Annotated in this window: 19 protein-coding genes and 1 riboswitch; of the genes, 9 read left to right on the top strand and 10 right to left on the bottom strand. The window is 36.3% G+C overall.

Features of this window, described 5'->3' with window-relative positions; translation table 11 throughout:
• Positions 1-28: 28 nt before the first annotated feature.
• Positions 29-634, bottom strand: a complete 606-nt coding sequence (locus tag ACE198_RS05210) for a hypothetical protein (RefSeq protein ID WP_375374878.1) — start codon at positions 632-634, stop codon at positions 29-31.
• A gap of 192 nt (positions 635-826) precedes the next feature.
• Here ACE198_RS05210 and ACE198_RS05215 point away from each other — a divergent pair, with 192 nt between their 5' ends.
• The 3 genes from ACE198_RS05215 (at position 827) to ACE198_RS05225 (ending at position 2,190) form a co-directional block, all read left to right on the top strand.
• Complete coding sequence (locus ACE198_RS05215; protein WP_098576717.1) at positions 827-1,030, top strand: DUF1657 domain-containing protein; 204 nt, start codon at positions 827-829, stop codon at positions 1,028-1,030.
• A 74-nt stretch (positions 1,031-1,104) separates the two neighbouring features.
• Positions 1,105-1,311 (top strand): DUF1657 domain-containing protein, encoded by a 207-nt coding sequence (locus ACE198_RS05220; RefSeq protein ID WP_098576716.1) that lies wholly within the window; start codon positions 1,105-1,107, stop codon positions 1,309-1,311.
• A gap of 18 nt (positions 1,312-1,329) precedes the next feature.
• On the top strand, positions 1,330-2,190 hold the full coding sequence (locus ACE198_RS05225; protein WP_098576715.1) for a DUF421 domain-containing protein: 861 nt from the start codon (positions 1,330-1,332) through the stop codon (positions 2,188-2,190).
• Between the two features lie 60 nt (positions 2,191-2,250).
• Here ACE198_RS05225 and ACE198_RS05230 read toward each other — a convergent pair whose 3' ends face one another.
• Positions 2,251-3,234 carry a DMT family transporter gene (locus ACE198_RS05230; protein WP_375374879.1) on the bottom strand — a complete coding sequence of 328 codons (984 nt, stop codon included), beginning with the start codon at positions 3,232-3,234 and terminating at the stop codon, positions 2,251-2,253.
• 193 nt (positions 3,235-3,427) lie between these two features.
• On the opposite strand from ACE198_RS05230, the gene ACE198_RS05235 reads away from it, so the two are divergent.
• Positions 3,428-4,042 (top strand): PH domain-containing protein, encoded by a 615-nt coding sequence (locus ACE198_RS05235; RefSeq protein WP_375374880.1) that lies wholly within the window; start codon positions 3,428-3,430, stop codon positions 4,040-4,042.
• 39 nt (positions 4,043-4,081) lie between these two features.
• On the opposite strand, the gene ACE198_RS05240 is transcribed toward ACE198_RS05235, so the two are convergent.
• A complete protein-coding gene (locus ACE198_RS05240) occupies positions 4,082-4,714 on the bottom strand; it encodes a nitroreductase family protein (protein ID WP_251462823.1) in 633 nt (210 codons plus the stop codon).
• Between the two features lie 133 nt (positions 4,715-4,847).
• On the opposite strand from ACE198_RS05240, the gene ACE198_RS05245 reads away from it, so the two are divergent.
• Positions 4,848-5,207: a winged helix-turn-helix transcriptional regulator gene (locus ACE198_RS05245; protein ID WP_251462825.1), complete on the top strand. Its 360-nt coding sequence runs from the start codon at positions 4,848-4,850 to the stop codon at positions 5,205-5,207.
• Positions 5,208-5,249: 42 nt separating this feature from the next.
• Here ACE198_RS05245 and ACE198_RS05250 read toward each other — a convergent pair whose 3' ends face one another.
• A complete protein-coding gene (locus ACE198_RS05250; protein WP_251462827.1) occupies positions 5,250-6,062 on the bottom strand; it encodes a YitT family protein in 813 nt (270 codons plus the stop codon).
• Between the two features lie 205 nt (positions 6,063-6,267).
• A riboswitch (Lysine riboswitch) is annotated at positions 6,268-6,458 on the top strand.
• Positions 6,459-6,560: 102 nt separating this feature from the next.
• On the opposite strand from ACE198_RS05250, the gene ACE198_RS05255 reads away from it, so the two are divergent.
• Positions 6,561-8,042 (top strand): amino acid permease, encoded by a 1,482-nt coding sequence (locus ACE198_RS05255; protein WP_375374881.1) that lies wholly within the window; start codon positions 6,561-6,563, stop codon positions 8,040-8,042.
• Between the two features lie 84 nt (positions 8,043-8,126).
• Here the strand turns inward: ACE198_RS05255 and ACE198_RS05260 are convergent, their stop codons facing one another.
• Entirely contained in the window at positions 8,127-8,351 is a 225-nt protein-coding gene (locus ACE198_RS05260; RefSeq protein WP_375374882.1) for a helix-turn-helix domain-containing protein, read from the bottom strand.
• Positions 8,352-8,510: 159 nt separating this feature from the next.
• Here ACE198_RS05260 and ACE198_RS05265 point away from each other — a divergent pair, with 159 nt between their 5' ends.
• Complete coding sequence (locus tag ACE198_RS05265; protein WP_180230150.1) at positions 8,511-8,684, top strand: hypothetical protein; 174 nt, start codon at positions 8,511-8,513, stop codon at positions 8,682-8,684.
• Positions 8,685-8,920: 236 nt separating this feature from the next.
• Here the strand turns inward: ACE198_RS05265 and asnS are convergent, their stop codons facing one another.
• Together asnS and ACE198_RS05275 are read right to left on the bottom strand one after the other, a co-directional pair.
• Positions 8,921-10,312: an asparagine--tRNA ligase gene (asnS, locus tag ACE198_RS05270; RefSeq protein ID WP_375374883.1), complete on the bottom strand. Its 1,392-nt coding sequence runs from the start codon at positions 10,310-10,312 to the stop codon at positions 8,921-8,923.
• A gap of 142 nt (positions 10,313-10,454) precedes the next feature.
• Positions 10,455-11,366, bottom strand: a complete 912-nt coding sequence (locus ACE198_RS05275; protein ID WP_375374884.1) for an alpha/beta hydrolase — start codon at positions 11,364-11,366, stop codon at positions 10,455-10,457.
• A 198-nt stretch (positions 11,367-11,564) separates the two neighbouring features.
• On the opposite strand from ACE198_RS05275, the gene ACE198_RS05280 reads away from it, so the two are divergent.
• On the top strand, positions 11,565-11,795 hold the full coding sequence (locus ACE198_RS05280; protein WP_375374885.1) for a hypothetical protein: 231 nt from the start codon (positions 11,565-11,567) through the stop codon (positions 11,793-11,795).
• A 14-nt stretch (positions 11,796-11,809) separates the two neighbouring features.
• Here ACE198_RS05280 and ACE198_RS05285 read toward each other — a convergent pair whose 3' ends face one another.
• A complete protein-coding gene (locus ACE198_RS05285; protein WP_375374886.1) occupies positions 11,810-12,274 on the bottom strand; it encodes a GNAT family N-acetyltransferase in 465 nt (154 codons plus the stop codon).
• Between the two features lie 186 nt (positions 12,275-12,460).
• On the opposite strand from ACE198_RS05285, the gene ACE198_RS05290 reads away from it, so the two are divergent.
• Positions 12,461-12,595, top strand: a complete 135-nt coding sequence (locus tag ACE198_RS05290; RefSeq protein ID WP_375374887.1) for a BA3454 family stress response protein — start codon at positions 12,461-12,463, stop codon at positions 12,593-12,595.
• Between the two features lie 44 nt (positions 12,596-12,639).
• On the opposite strand, the gene ACE198_RS05295 is transcribed toward ACE198_RS05290, so the two are convergent.
• Together ACE198_RS05295 and helD are read right to left on the bottom strand one after the other, a co-directional pair.
• The gene (locus ACE198_RS05295) at positions 12,640-13,260 is read right to left on the bottom strand and encodes a DUF2238 domain-containing protein (protein WP_375374888.1); all 621 of its coding nucleotides are present in this window, start codon (positions 13,258-13,260) and stop codon (positions 12,640-12,642) included.
• Between the two features lie 122 nt (positions 13,261-13,382).
• On the bottom strand, positions 13,383-15,722 hold the full coding sequence (gene helD / locus ACE198_RS05300) for an RNA polymerase recycling motor HelD (RefSeq protein WP_375374889.1): 2,340 nt from the start codon (positions 15,720-15,722) through the stop codon (positions 13,383-13,385).
• Between the last annotated feature and the right edge of the window lie 157 nt (positions 15,723-15,879).

Raw genomic sequence — 15,879 nt, forward strand, 5'->3', positions numbered from 1 at the left:
TCAGAGGTTTTGAAGGAAGACTTTTTTATTAATCCACTATTGGATCTTTAAAATTATCAGTAGTAGGAATTTTGTTTTCTTTTATTTTATTTTCCACTCGCCATTTATGTTCAACCAATTTATCATTACTAGGAATCGTTATTTCACTGCCATCTGGCATCTCAAATCGATATTGATAAAAACTGGTTGTACCTTGGTGGTTTCTGTATAGAATATGTACTTTTGAAATACGATCCCATCTATATTCCTTTTCTTTTAGGCTTTTCATTGTATTATAATGAATACCCTCGTTATCCAAATAATAATAGTTGGTTAAGCTTGAGATAAATGCGGGGATACTAGCTAGAATCATTGCCCCTAAAACCACTTTAAACCAAATACCTTGCCATCGCTGTCTAAAAATAAGGTAGAGAGTTAAAATGACTGCGATATAAATCATCCCATCCATAAAAGTGATATAAGCAGAAAATGGCGTTGAAAAAAACCATTGCGACCGAGAATAATAAACCATACTTTGGTATGATGGCACCGCAATAAACGGCACAAAAATACTGCATATGTACAAGATAATCGTATACGCGACCAGTTTTACATGTTTTTCCTCAGTCGACTCACTTCTCTTTATCGATAGCAAAAATATCCCTCCATTATTTTCCTGTATACTTTTGACGAGAACTCTTCCAAAAAGTTTCATAAACATCATGAATTTTTCTATAACCTTTTTTAGCTAAATGGTAATTTTTTTCGATTATATTAATACATAACCACTGGAATTATCCGCATACTATTTTTGTATTTCAATTATTTCACGAAAGAAGGATTACTTATGACAGTTGGAACACAAGTAAAACAAGCATTGGCAGGACTAAAAAGTGCTCAGGCAAGTTTTGAAACTTTTGCACTAGCCACAGATAACCAAAATGCAAAGCAACTTTATCAACAAGCGGCACAACAGACTCAATCTGTTCTTGATAGCGTTGAACCGCGCCTTCAAGAGATTCTCAAGGAAGAGCCTCAGTATAATCAATAAAATGCAGTTTTAGGTTGGCATTTTTGCCAACCCCTTTTTGATATATTGAATCCCTTATGAAAGGAAGTTTACTTGTGACTATCGCTTCAAATGTTAAGCAATGTCTAGCTACTATGAATGGAATCGAAGCACAACTTGCTTCCTTCGCGCTAAATTCTTTAGATAGTGAAGCACAAGCTACATTTAATCAAGCCATGTTAACGGTTGGAGAAGTAAAAAAAGACCTCCAGTATCGTGTATTAGAACTTGAACGACATGAACCCCAATACAAAGGGTCATAAATCTTGAGGTGAGAAATGATGCCAGATTGGGTTTTTATAATAGTCCGTTCGATAGTCTTCTTGGTACTCTTATTTATTACCACCAAAGTACTAGGTAAGAAACAAATATCTGAACTGTCATTCTTTGAATATGTTGCAGGTATTACCATTGGAAGTATTGCTGGAGAAGTCGTAACGGGTTTAGAAGGTAATATGTTCCATGGTGCACTGGCACTTGTTGTTTTTGGATTCGTAACTTTTCTAGTGAATTTCTTAGCTATAAAAAGTAAAAAGTTTAGTGATTTTGCTGAGGGAAAAAGTACTGTTGTTATTAAGGACGGAAAAATTTTAGAAGAAAACTTGAAAAAAGAAAGATATACCATCGATGAATTATCGGCTCTTCTAAGACAGAAGAATATTTTTAAATTTGCTGATGTAGAATTTGCAGTGTTAGAACCGCGCGGAAATTTAAGTGCATTATTAAAAAGAGAAAACCAACCACTCACACCCAAAGATTTACAAATGAAAATGCCGAATGAGAAAGAACCACAAACGGTTATCATGGATGGAAATATTGTTGATGAATCGTTAAGATGTGCAGGAAAAGGCAGAGGCTGGTTATATACAGAGTTAGAAAAACTAGACGTAACCCTTGATAATGTATTCCTAGGACAAGTGGATTCATACGGAGAACTTACGGTAGATCTATACGATGATAAAATTCAAGTTCCAGCTCCCGCACAACGTCCACTACTTCTGGCTACCTTAAAAAAAATTCAGGCTGATTTAGAGATTTTTTCGCTTGAGACCGATTGCGAAAAATCAAAAGCAATGTATAAGCGAAATGCTAAGAAGATTCAAGAAACCATTGATGTCTTAAGTCCCTATTTAAATGGGTAATAACACTAAAAAACCAATATAAAATCCTTATCAAGCTTATTTGATAAGGATTAATCATTTCTAACTATTCATTTTTATCGATTGACCATTTTGAATAATTTTTTGGTTACTTTTATGTGAAAAAAAGCTATGCAGGATCATACCAACCATGACCAATCCCATCCCCCACCAAGATAGCAGCGTCGGGAAGGCGCTGTTTAGTAATAATAATTCTCCAATTACAGCGAATAATACCTCCACAGATTGTGTCGCCTCAACAGCCGCAAGTTTCTGCATATTTCCTCTAACAAGATCAGTTGCTTTAAAAAATAAAATCGTGGCAATGACTCCTGAAGTTATAGCTACAAGTCCGGATTGGATTATTTGCCCTTTGCTTGGAGTACCAATCGTAAATAGTCCAAAAATCGATAAAACAATCCATAATGGAAGACTGGCTAAGGTCATCCCTAATACACGTTGGAAGACATCCAGCCGTCCACCACATATATCCATCATTTTTCGGTTTCCTAGCGGATAAGCAAATGAAGCAATTAACACGGGAAGTATACCTAGGGAAATCACACCAATTGAAATTTGATTGGCTTGTTCCATTTGCATCAAGATAATTCCTAGTAGGATTATTAATGACATACCCAAGCCCTTAAATGGGATTTTTCCCTTTTGCAGGATTGGACCTTTTTTAGTCATAACCCTTTCGTAAAAAAAGGGAGCAAGCAAAGACCCTGAGATAATGGTTACCTGCCAAGTGGCCGCAATGAGCCACCCTGGGGCATATGCTGCAGAAAAACAAATAGGACCATAAAATAATCCAAAGCCAACCGAACTCCATAATAGCCAGCCACCTGGATTTTTTTTCAAATCCCAAAGCAAGGGTTTAAGATTTTTTCTTCCAATGACAATAATAAGTAAAAAAGGGACCATAAAGAAATACCTTAAAGAAGCACTCCAAATCCAGCTGCCACCTGACTGGTCCATCGATCTGTTGAGGATAAACGTAAATGCAAAAAAGAAAGCCGCTAAGATCCCTAAAATAATCGGCCGCAATAACCTCAACTCCTTCTATTACATTATTAATATGTATATAGTGTATTTTCCATTATAATAGGGGAAGTATCAAGTTGTAATTTTTTTCTATATATGTGAATATTAACGTATAAAGTTTTTGGAGTAGTGATGAAACTTTATTGTCCCCCATTCGTAAGAAGGATGGAGAATTAAAAAAGTGAGGGTGATATTCATGTTTGGAAAAGTAGCTGCCGATATTTTAGGATTAAGTGATGTGGGCTCTGTTATTAAACCCGAGAATTATGACAAGGTAGACGCAGACGATTATGTCATGCATGAAGACAATGAAAAAATTTATTTTCTTATTAAATCCAAATCAGATGAATATTGCTTTACCAATAATGCTCTTATCCATTTAGATGGCACAAGTGCAACTAGCAAAAAACGGATGCTCCATCGTTATAGTTATGCTACCAACCGAATCTCAGACGTATATCTCGAAACCGCTGGTACGGTAGACCTTGACGTCGAAATTAAATTTAGAATCGGCTCAGTGCCCTTTTCCATTGATGTACATAAAAAACATATTGAGGAAATTAAGGATTTATATAAAGCCCTAATTAAAATTTCAGAAATATCACATGAAAATGAAATTTCCCTTCAGTTCGCTAAACAAAGCTTAGATGTTGCCTCCACTACTTTAGGTCGTGTGACAAGTGCAGACAGTAATTTGGTTGTACAATTCAAAATGCTTAATCAAGCGGCTTTTCAATGGTTAGAAGACAGCAAAAAGCAATATATAGTCAAAGATTTTGGGTATGTATTTGAAAAGTATATCAATAACTAAACCGTGAGGCGCATGAAAATTTTTCATGCGCCTCCTTTTTTATTTATATTCTATTAAAACATCTTCCAAAGGCAAACGAGTAGTATTAAAAGCAGGTGCTGCCGCCTTCCCCACTGAAATCAGGACAATTGGAAATAGTCGATCTTCAACATTAAACATTTTCACAAATTTTTCTTTATCAAATCCACCCATTGGAACGGTGTCATATCCTCGATCTTTTGCAATCAACATCAATTGCATTGACACTAAACCAGCATCAAATGAAGCAATATTTTTTAAGACTTCTTCTGAAGCAAATGGATAGGTTTTATTGGTACCTTCAATTAATCTATTCATATTAGCCTCATCCATAAAACCAGCTTCAAAGGCACTTTGGTATACTTTTTCCACGCTTTTATACATTTCCTTATCACCTAAGACAGCAATAACAGCAGAAGCTGTTTCGACTTGTTCTTGATTATTGGCTACTGCTCTAAGTTCCTTTTTTAACTCCTGGTCTTGGATCACGATAAAACGCCATGGTTGTAGATTACTTGAGGATGGTGCTTGTGTTGCTTCTTTTAACATTTCTTTTATTTCTTCTTGAGAAATTTTATATGTTGAATCATATTTTCTAACGGAGTGACGTTCTTTGATAACATCAGATAAACTTTTCGTTAAAGTAGTTTGCATGAGAGATTTCCCCCTAATCAATTTAACTTACTAATAGTAAGTGCAAAATCATCTTACTATTAGTAAGTACCTTTCGTCAAGAAAATAAACTATGATATGATATCGTTAGAAAAGTAAAAAAGAGGGATATTATATGAATGAACCGAACAACCACAAGTGTATGACTCCTTCTGAAGAGGAAATTAAGCATATATGTACCAATTTTCATAATGCGATTGAATTTATTGGTAAACGTTGGATGGGCTCCGTTATTTTTTCACTTATGGAGGGCCCGAAGCGATACCATGAAATTGTTACTTCCATTCCTGGAATCTCTGATCGATTGTTAACCGAACGCTTGCGTGATTTAGAGAATGAAGGATTGATTATTAAAAGGGTGATTGCCACTTCACCTAAGAAAGTGGAATATGAATTAACTCCAGCTGGGAAGGATCTTGAAGAAGTTATCCATGTGTTATTGAAATGGATAAAAAAACGAGGAAAATCCCGATGAAACAAAAAGGGTTACATCCATTTAATAGATGCAACCCTTTATTTATGGACTTGGCCGATGAAACAGCCCCATTACTTCAATCGTTTCTGTAATATTAACAAAGGAACGCGAATCGACTTCCGTGATTAAGTGTTTCACTTCATTAAGTTCGTATCTGGAAATGACTGTTATCAATACATTCCGCTGGTTATTTGAGTATCCGCCAACACCGTCCAAAACAGTTAAGCCTCGATACAAATTCTTTAGTAAATGATTCCTCATCTCTTCGCCTTTATCTGTAATAATCATTAGAGTTAATTTTGCATGATCCGTATAGATTGCATCGACTACTTTACCTGTCACAAAAATAGATACTAAGGTATAAAGTGCAGAATCCCAATCAAACAAAAATCCACTAATCATAATAACTACCGCATTCATGCCTGAAAGTAAAGTACCAATTGGAAAATCCCTTTTTCTTGCTACGATCATGCCAATAATGTCAAATCCCCCAGTCGATCCGGAACAACGGAAAACGATTCCGACACCTAAGCCCGTTAACGCACCACCAAAAATAGATGAAAGAATTCTATCATCTGCGATCGCAAATACGGGAATTACATATAATCCTATCGAGATAACAATAACCGAAAAGATCGAATTCACGATAAATCTTTTTCCTAACATTTTATATCCAATAATTAACAAAGGAAAATTCAAAAGGAAATTTGCCACCCCTGTATTCACCGGTGAGATCATCCCTAATATCATTGAAATTCCACTTAATCCACTGCTCAATACTTCATGTGGGATTAAGAAAAGGTTAAAGGCAACCACAATAATTAGAGATCCCAATATCATTCCAACAATCTGCATGGTAAAAATCCTCCTAATACGAACAGGCATCAATTCTAATTCAAAATAATACCGATACTCTCACTTAAAGTAAAATAAAAAAATTAATTTAAAAAAAACAAATTATCTGTTTATTGCTGATTAGAAAATTACATATTGACAAATCTATAAAAATTCATTTACTATATTAATATATTTAATTTCATATGATAAATCCTCATCAAACCGATGAGGTAGAGGTCGCGGTTTTTATTAGTAAAGTGGACGAGATGTGAGAGACATTCATGACTCTACTTAAAAGGAAAAACTGCCGAAGTGTGCTTTTACTCTTCAAAAAGCATGCTGGGTCTGTCTTCAAATAGGAACAGAACTGTCACGATTATTTCTACCAGCTAATCGTGTTGAGCTATCTTTCGGAAGGTATGATGCGGGGTATTGTAATGCCATCGATTATTCCTCGATGGCATTTTTGTATTCCAAACTCCTTCACGAAAAAAAGAAAAAAGAGGAGTCAAGACTATGCAAAATGCTAGAGTATTAAAAGAATCTGAATATACCAGTGATTTAACACTAGAAAAAGCTCCATCGGACTTAAAAAGAGGGTTAAAATCTCGTCATCTCACCATGATTTCGCTTGGCGGAACGATTGGAACGGGTCTTTTTCTTGCTAGCGGCGGCGCAATCCATAGCGCAGGACCTGGCGGAGCCATCCTATCCTACCTTGTTATTGGTGTCATGGTTTACTTTTTGATGCAAGGGTTAGCTGAAATGGGTGCCTATATGCCCGTTGCAGGAAGCTTTAGTACGTATGCCACCAAATTTGTCGATCCCTCCCTTGGTTTTGCGCTCGGCTGGAACTATTGGTATAACTGGGCCATAACGATTGCTGCAGAATTAGCTGCGGTAACGATGATCATGAAATTCTGGTTCCCAAATACTCCTTCATTTATCTGGAGCGGTATCTTTTTAGTGATTATGTTTCTCTTAAACTACCTTTCTGTTAAAGGATTTGGAGAAGCAGAGTATTGGTTTTCCTTAATTAAAGTGGTAACAGTTCTTATTTTTGTTGTTACTGGTACGTTAATGATTTTCGGTATCATGGGTAATGAAGCACCTGGCTTCAAGAACTTCACGATTGGTGATGCACCATTCCACGGTGGATTTTTGTCAATGCTAGGCATCTTTATGGCTGCAGGCTTTTCCTTTCAAGGAACTGAACTTTTAGGTGTAGCAGCTGGTGAAACAGAGGATCCAAAAAAAGCCATCCCACGTGCCGTGAAGCAGGTGTTCTGGCGTATTTTATTATTTTATGTATTGGCGATTTTAGTCATCGGGCTTCTTATTCCTTATACAAATGACAATTTAGCAAATGGCGACGTTACTGTAAGCCCGTTTACTTTGGTTTTCCAAAAGGCAGGAATTGCTTTCGCTGCATCAATCATGAATGCAGTAATCTTAACCGCCGTTTTATCGGCAGGAAATTCAGGAATGTATGCATCAACTCGTATGCTTTGGGATTTGGCCCGACAAGGTAAAGCTCCTAAATTCCTTGGAAAATTAAACAAAAGAGGCGTTCCAGTAAATGCCTTAATTGCAACAACTTTGGTGGGGACACTTGCTTTCCTTGCCTCATTCTTTGGTGATGGAACAGTGTATATCTGGTTGTTAAACGCTTCAGGCATGTCCGGCTTTATCGCTTGGCTGGGGATTGCAGTATGTCATTATCGTTTCCGAAAGGCTTTTATTGCCCAAGGCAAAGATTTGAGCTTATTACCATATAAATCAAAACTTTTCCCATTTGGCCCTATCTTTGCTTTTCTTGTATGTGGATTTGTTGTCTTAGGACAAAACTATTCAGCATTTATGGGTGAACATATCGATTGGAATGGAGTATTAGTCTCCTACATCGGCCTGCCATTATTCTTACTTGTTTGGGTGGGATATAAATTAACAAAGAAAACGAAAGTAATTCCTTTAAAGGAATGTGACTTAAACCCTTAATTCCAAAGAAATAGTACGCAAAAATGCGTGCTATTTTTTTCATACAAAAAAACAGACTCTATGTTGAGTCTGTTTTTTATGCTTCTATGCTTCTTTCTCCTCTGAAGACCAAATATATAAATCTTCAATGCGGCAATTCAATTCTTTGGAAATGGTCATTGCAGTATTTAGGTTCATTACTTTCTTTGACAAGTAGTCGTTGAGTTGAGCTTGGGGAATATTTGTACTCCTTCCCAAACTTTCCAAGTCCATACCGTTTTTGGATAGTAATACTTTGAGGTTACTTTTTCTTGCCTTATAATTTGTCAAAATGACACCTCACTTTCATTAAAGCATAACACATTACGTTTTGTTTTGAAAGGAAGTGGGCTTTAAGATTTCCAATTGAGCTTAATTATCCAATAAGAAAGCAATGGGATTAAGGATTTTATGATATACTAAATAAGGAATAGGTAAAGGGGTGTTAAAGTGAAAAACTCAACCAATCTATACAAAAACGGACAATCAGTAAATATTATTGAAACTGGCGAAGTCGTCACCATTCTAAAATCACAATATGTAAAAAACATGAAAAGATATTCTTATATCGTTAAGGAACACCCGGAAACATTCTTTTTCGAAGAGGAATTAAAGGATCAATAAATTAGAAAAGCGTAAGCCCCTGGTCAGCGGCGTATGGCCTGGAGCGCTCCAACTGAGATAAAGGAAACACGAAGAGCCGGAGGCGCATTCGTGCTTGACTTATCGAAAGGTGGAGAGCGAAGGACACTAGCCGCTAGGGCGCTGGAGCTAGACAGTAATCTAATTTCAAAAACTTATACTTTATTGTCATTTCAAAAAAGAGAAGACCAATTCGAAAACTGGTCTTCTCTTTTTAATTAAAACTCTGCATTCCCTGTTGTTCTTGGGAACGGAACTACGTCTCTAATATTAGTCATTCCTGTTAAATACATAATTAAACGCTCAAAACCAATACCATATCCTGAATGTTTCGTACCGCCATACTTCCTTAATTCCAGGTACCACCAGTAATCTTCTTCAGTCATGCCAAGTTCATTTATTTTACCTGCTAAGATTTCTTCACGTTCTTCACGCTGACTTCCGCCAATCAATTCACCAATACCCGGTACTAATAAATCTGTTGCAGCAACTGTTTTGTTGTCTTCATTTAGTCTCATATAGAAAGCTTTGATTTCTTTTGGATAATCAGTAACAAATACAGGTCGTTTAAATACCTTTTCACTTAAATAGCGTTCATGCTCGGTTTGCAAGTCAAGGCCCCACTCAACTGGATAGGCAAACGTTTCACCTGACTCCCGTAAAATATCAATCGCTTCTGTATAGGTCACACGGCCAAAGTCTGCCGTATAGGCATTATTTAACCGGTCTAGTAAACCTTTTTCAATAAAGCTGTTAAAGAAATTCATTTCTTCAGGAGCCTGTTCTAATACATAGCCAATTACATATTTCACCATTTCTTCTGCTAAATCCATGATATCCGGCAATTCAGCAAAAGCAACCTCAGGCTCAACCATCCAAAATTCCGCCGCATGTCGCGCAGTGTTAGAGTTTTCTGCTCTAAATGTTGGGCCGAAGGTATAGACATTCCGGAATGCCAACGCAAACGCTTCTGCCGATAACTGCCCGCTTACGGTCAAATTGGTTTCTTTGTTGAAGAAATCCTTGCTAAGATCTGTTTTGCCCTCTTCATTTTTCGGAAGATTGTCCATATCTAAGGTAGTTACTCGGAACATTTCCCCTGCACCTTCTGTATCACTTCCGGTAATAATTGGTGAATGAACATACACAAACCCTTTATCTTGGAAAAATTTATGAAGCGCATAGGACGCAAGCGACCTTACACGAAAAACTGCTGAAAATGTATTAGTCCTTGGCCGTAAATGGGCAATTGTTCGTAAGTATTCAAACGAATGCTTCTTCTTTTGCAATGGATAATCCACATTTGACGTACCTTCAATCACAATGTCAGTCGCTTTTATTTCAAAAGGCTGCTTTGCTTGAGGAGTATGAATAAAATCCCCTTTTACCCTAATGGATGAGCTGATAGGAAGTTTCGCGATTTCCTTAAAGTTCGCTAACTGCTCATCAAAAACAATCTGTACACCTTTAAAAAAGCTGCCATCATTTAATTCAATGAACCCAAAAGTTTTGGAATCACGAATGGTCCGAATCCACCCAGTTAATTCTACTTTTTGATCAATATAGCTTTCGGTATTTCTGTATAAATCCTTGATTAAGGCCTGTTTCATTGGTTTTCCTCCTAAATCTTATGTAAAAAGGTAAAAAAAACCTCCCATCCCATTGGGACGAAAGGTAATATTCCATAATACTATCATCGTTTTTCTTTTATCCCTTCAATATTATATAAAAATCATATCAAATTAGCAATATTCAACAAGATTTCCGTTTTAAAAGTAATTTTTTAGTCAGCGTCGATTCTTTTAAAAGCTTGGATTTTTGCATGGAGAATTGCACATTCAGCCATTCTATCCGGTCATAGAAGGCATCTTCGCAGTCGGAAAATTCATGATTCGTATCATACCAACTGATTTTTTTGGGAGAACTAGCAATTGAATAAAGAGAATTAGCATGGTTTCGACCGATATATTCGTCATTTTCAGCAAATTGGAAAAAGATCGATGCTGGCGAAGCATTTTTAACATAATGAATCGCATCCAATTTCTTAAGACTCGAAATAAAAAATTCGAAGCGTTCAGGTGGTAGGAAACCACGAATTAGCACGGCTAATGGATGCTCACTTGTCATTTGCATCTCTGACACCTGTCCATATCCTGAGATCAGAATAAATGTTTTTATGCGATTTTCAATACCTGAAAGAATACCACCCCATGCTGCCCCCATGCCTTGGCCGACAAAGGCGATCTTGGATTCATCCACCTTTCCTAGTTCTCTAAGCAACGTGACTCCCCTTTTTATATCCATTACTGTTTGAATATATTTTTGAATATCTGCCATTTCCTCAATCGTTTTTGTAAACCCTTTCTTTCCTCGCAACTCTAGTTGTTTATTCCCTCTTAAGTATTGGGCTTCAATGAGCAGGGTTATATAGCCCTGGGTTGCTAGCATTTGGGCTTCACAGAAAAATGTTTTTCTATCTCCTTGACTTGGGTGCATATAAATGACTGCAGGTAGAGGGCCTAGTTGATCTGGTATGAATAGGTAGGCTGAAACCTCTCCTTTGAAAGGGCTTTCATATTTTACGTCATTAATATGATATCCATCTTTGGTAATTGTTTTAATCACTGCAAAACCAGAAAGTTTTTCTTCCTTATATTCAAACATTAACAACCGCCCCCGCGAAGATTCTTTATTATAATTTATTTGAATTTTCTAATTAATAGACCGTTTTCATACAAGATTCTTATATAAAAACAAAATCTCTAAAGTTTTAATAAGTTTTCAGAATATTAGCAGGAAAAAAGTTGCTTCTCGTCGAAATAGTAAAAAAATGTTATTTTTGATTATAGAGGAGTGATAATTGTGGATAAGGTAACATGTATTGCCTATCTATTATACAAGTCATCCAAGAATCAAGACATTAGAGAAAAAGCAATCCTTTTATTAAACGGCGATTTGTCCATACGAGATTTAAAAAAAGATGCGTCTATTCAGGCACATGTGATCATTGCTGAATCACTGCTGAAAAAAAATCAAATCGACAAAGATCAAGTTCAGCACTTTGCCGAGCAATACATGTATTTAGAGGTGTAACATTCAATAAGATGTTATTGTCCGATTGATTTTTCGTAACAAAAAATACCACTTCCATTTTGCATGGTTGTTGAATTATAATAATTAAATCCTAATGCTTCCCAAAAGCGTTGTGCTCTTAAGTTCTCTTTTAATACACCAATTCTAACGATTTTCTTACCCCGTTTCAGCATCTCATTTTCGTAGACTGCAAATGCCTGTGCACCGAACCTATATCCTTGATAATCACCATGCAGCAGTAATAGCCCTAACCACGGGTAATTGTCCTTCGGGTTTTCAAGTAAGTAATCAATTATCCCAATATACGTGTCATCAAGCTTAATAAAGGCACTGATTGAATTAGGATTTAAGAATTCTTCTTCCATATCAGCAAGTGTTCTGGCCTCTTTACCATTTTCAAACATATTATATTGGGGATTCGAGTTAATCATTTCGAGTGCAATATATAACGTTTCTTTTTTAACCTCTTCAAAATACATTGAAATTAGAAACCTCCATTTTATAGATACTCTAATATGATTATATCAAAACTAAATACTTTAGAAATGTTCGATGAACAATTCATGTCATAATTTTTCAAATAGCAAAATAGGTTTAATCGTTGTGTAATTTTTAATTACATATTAAACCAATAAATTTTATATATTGAAAAGGAGATTTTATTTATGGTACAAGTTGAAGTAACTGTTACATTCGAAGGAAAAAGCTATTTAACAAACGTCATCACCAATCGTGAAACTTCAGAGGATGAAATATTCCAACTTGCATTAGAACAAGTTCAAAAACAATGGAAGAAATAAAATTAACCAGCAGATTGATTCTGCTGGTTTTTGATTTTTTCAGATTATTCACTCGTTACAATTTTTTGAATCTGCCGCGAATGAATGATACGTAAAGTAATGTAGGAAATAATACTGCCAATTAATGCTAACAGCATGTCCCATTGGGTATCCCAAACATCACCTTGGGTTCCAAGGAAAGCCTCTGCTGCTTCTCCTGTCAACAAAGCCACAGTGAATTCGACTAATTCATAGGTTGCACTAATAGCTAAACATATACAGATTACCGTAACGGGCAGCCAATTGGAATCTCGCAACGGAGAAGTTCTTATCAATAATTCACGGATAATAATTGCTGGAATAAACCCTTGTGCGAAGTGACCAAGACGGTCATAATAATTGCGGTCCAAATCCCAAATATCTCTAAACCAATTAAACAACGGCATTTCTGCATATGTATAGTGACCGCCAATAAATAAGATTGACGCATGAACAAGGACTAAAAAATAAACCAGTGTTGTAAATTGAAAGAAACGATAGGTTAATAATAAGATAAATACACCTAAAAGTGCCGGAATCACCTCTAGCCACCACGTGAAACGATCATGCGGATGAATCGCTGACCAAATAAGGACAATAGAGAAAAGCAGAAGAAAAATAATAAGACTTCGATGTTCCTTTAGCAAGTGAATACCTCGTTTCCAAGTTTGTTGTAGATAGCATGTATAAAAGTTGGTAAGAAAATACTTCTTTTATAATCTAAAAGAAACTGTATGTTTCTACAACGAGACATACAGTTTCTTTATTGTTAGATTACATTGGTTTTTTCGAATAAGTAGGTATCGTTTGGCGTTTTCTCCATTAAGGTGCTAATCCCTGACGTGGTAAGCATATGCAGCTCATGCATGGCCCTTGTGCAGACGGTATAAAATAATTTCCGTTCACTTTCATCCTTGTACCCAGAACAATCATACAAAATTACTGCATCAAATTCGATCCCTTTCGCTAGATACGAAGGAATGACAAGAATCCCTTTTTCATATGAGATTGTTCCCTTCTCAATTAGATGCAATGGAATCTCGTTTTTAAGTGCATGATAGGCCCTTATGCTTTCATCAGACGTCCTGCATATGATTGCAATGGTACGATGTCCTTCATTTTGAAAATCTTTTATTTTTCTTACAATTACTCCTGTTCTGCCATCCTCATCAATGACTGAAACTAACGGTTTCCTGCCTCTGCGATTAAAGGGTTCAATATTTTCTCCACCTTCAATTAACGTACTGGTAAAGTCAACAATTTCTTTTGTGGATCGATAGGTTTTGGTAAGGACAAACGATTCGACCTCATCCTCTGCTTTGACTTGGTGGGATAGAACAGTTTCCGCACCAGTAGCCCCAGAAAATATTGCTTGATTAAAATCCCCAAGCAAAGTCATTTTGCTATAAGGAAATAGAGTTTGAATAAAAGCAAACTGAAATGGTGAATAATCTTGTGCTTCATCAATAAAAATATGCCGTATCGCTGTATTAGACTTACGGCCTTCAATTAAATCCTGGAGATACACATATGGAGTGGCATCTTCATATGGAATGATTTTCTCATTTAATTTATCCACCGTCTGTCTGCAAATATTCTTCCAATCAATCGGCAGGCTTTTATCCATATATTCAACTTGTTTAAATAACTGGCAATAAACGCGTGGAGCATCGACAAACCGCAAACTTTTTACTCGTGTAAATAAAGGCTTGAACTTCTCTTTTACGACCATTTCTGCAAGAAACTTTTGCTCCTGCTCAAAATCATCAAATGAATTACTGGAAAATTGATTCTTTTCCTGAAGCTTTTTGAATGCCTCCATAAAATCTTCTTTTTCGAGGTATTGGATTTCATCCTCCACCCAACTCCTTGAACGCTCTTGTCTAACCTTTCTCTTTAAATCTCTTAACAACCATTCTTTAACAAGCTTCATTCGATTAGGAATGGTAATGTGATCCTCTAAAGAATAAAAATAATCATGAATCTCCTTTTTAGAAATTAATACATCTCCTCTAAATTTTAAATCCCTAAAAATTAGTCCCTTTTGCGATAATCCTTTTGCGTATTGATCGATGATATTCTTAAAGTCCAAACTTGATTTAAAGCGAATCCCCTCTACTCTTTCCTCATACCCCCTATCATCCTTGCCACTTAGCAAATACTCCATTTGGGTAAATGGGTCTTCCACATCAAACTCCTTCCCCAATCGAGAATTTAGGTATTCCTGAAAGGTGGATTGCTGCATATTTTCTTCCCCAAGCTCCGGTAAAACTGTGGCCACATAGCTATTAAATAGTGGGTTGGGAGAAAATAACAAAATATTTTCTGAATTTAAGGTCCCACGATAACGATAGAGCAGGTAGGCAACCCGTTGCAGGGCTGCTGACGTTTTACCACTCCCGGCAACCCCTTGAACGATCAGTATTTTTGCACGTTCATTGCGAATGATTTCATTTTGCTCCCGTTGAATAGTAGCAACAATGCTTTTCATTTGAGTGCTCGCATTGTTTCCAAGGACCTCCTGAAGCATCTCATCTCCAATCGTTACCCCCGTATCAAACATCCCTTTAATCTCTGAGGCTTTAATAATAAATTGACGTTTTAAGTTCATATCCCCTTCAATCGTACCTTCTGGGATTTTATATTGAGCTGGGCCTGGTGAATAGTCATAATAAAGGCTCGATATGGGTGCACGCCAATCATAAATTAAGAAATTTTCATCATTTTCATCCATCAAGGACGCAATTCCAAGGTACACATGGTCCGTGGCTGTTTCCCCTTTTTCTAAAAAATCAATCCGTCCAAAGTATGGGGAATACTTTAACCTTGAAAGTGTGTTCAACTGTTTATCCAACTGTTTATGTGTCCGCTCACGTTCAGAGAGGAGTTCAGCCTGTTGTTTGATACTCGCCGCTGTCTCAATTACATCATCAGGTTCATCTAAATTGACAGTTACATCTTCCCAAAATTCTTTGCGAATCTCAAGGACATCAGCACCTACTTTTCCTGCATTTAATTTTAGTTTATTTATTTTTTTATCAATTTCATTTACCACTGAAGTGACTCTTGTTTGTTCCATTTGCCAGTCTTTGCTAAGTAAATCGCTCATCCAACCACTCTCCAGGTAAGTTTTGGTCAATTGTTGACAATTGAATTGAATTGTGTTAATGTTATAATAGGTAATTTTTAAACTATCGCATAATATTCAATTTATGCCAACTGTCATTTTATCATGCTCCCTTTACATTTTCAAGTAGTTTATTAAT

It is taken from the genome of Neobacillus sp. KR4-4, from assembly GCF_042136325.1.
Classification (GTDB): Bacteria; Bacillota; Bacilli; order Bacillales; family Cytobacillaceae; genus Neobacillus.

Coding starts and splice junctions, on each gene's coding strand:
- ACE198_RS05215 (WP_098576717.1), top strand. CDS start 827: ATGACAGTTGGAACACAAGTAAAACAAGCATTGGCAGGACTAAAAAGT.
- ACE198_RS05225 (WP_098576715.1), top strand. CDS start 1,330: ATGCCAGATTGGGTTTTTATAATAGTCCGTTCGATAGTCTTCTTGGTA.
- ACE198_RS05235 (WP_375374880.1), top strand. CDS start 3,428: ATGTTTGGAAAAGTAGCTGCCGATATTTTAGGATTAAGTGATGTGGGC.
- ACE198_RS05240 (WP_251462823.1), bottom strand. CDS start 4,714: ATGCAAACTACTTTAACGAAAAGTTTATCTGATGTTATCAAAGAACGT.
- ACE198_RS05245 (WP_251462825.1), top strand. CDS start 4,848: ATGAATGAACCGAACAACCACAAGTGTATGACTCCTTCTGAAGAGGAA.
- ACE198_RS05250 (WP_251462827.1), bottom strand. CDS start 6,062: ATGCAGATTGTTGGAATGATATTGGGATCTCTAATTATTGTGGTTGCC.
- ACE198_RS05255 (WP_375374881.1), top strand. CDS start 6,561: ATGCAAAATGCTAGAGTATTAAAAGAATCTGAATATACCAGTGATTTA.
- asnS (WP_375374883.1), bottom strand. CDS start 10,312: ATGAAACAGGCCTTAATCAAGGATTTATACAGAAATACCGAAAGCTAT.
- ACE198_RS05275 (WP_375374884.1), bottom strand. CDS start 11,366: ATGTTTGAATATAAGGAAGAAAAACTTTCTGGTTTTGCAGTGATTAAA.
- ACE198_RS05285 (WP_375374886.1), bottom strand. CDS start 12,274: ATGTATTTTGAAGAGGTTAAAAAAGAAACGTTATATATTGCACTCGAA.
- ACE198_RS05290 (WP_375374887.1), top strand. CDS start 12,461: ATGGTACAAGTTGAAGTAACTGTTACATTCGAAGGAAAAAGCTATTTA.
- helD (WP_375374889.1), bottom strand. CDS start 15,722: ATGAGCGATTTACTTAGCAAAGACTGGCAAATGGAACAAACAAGAGTC.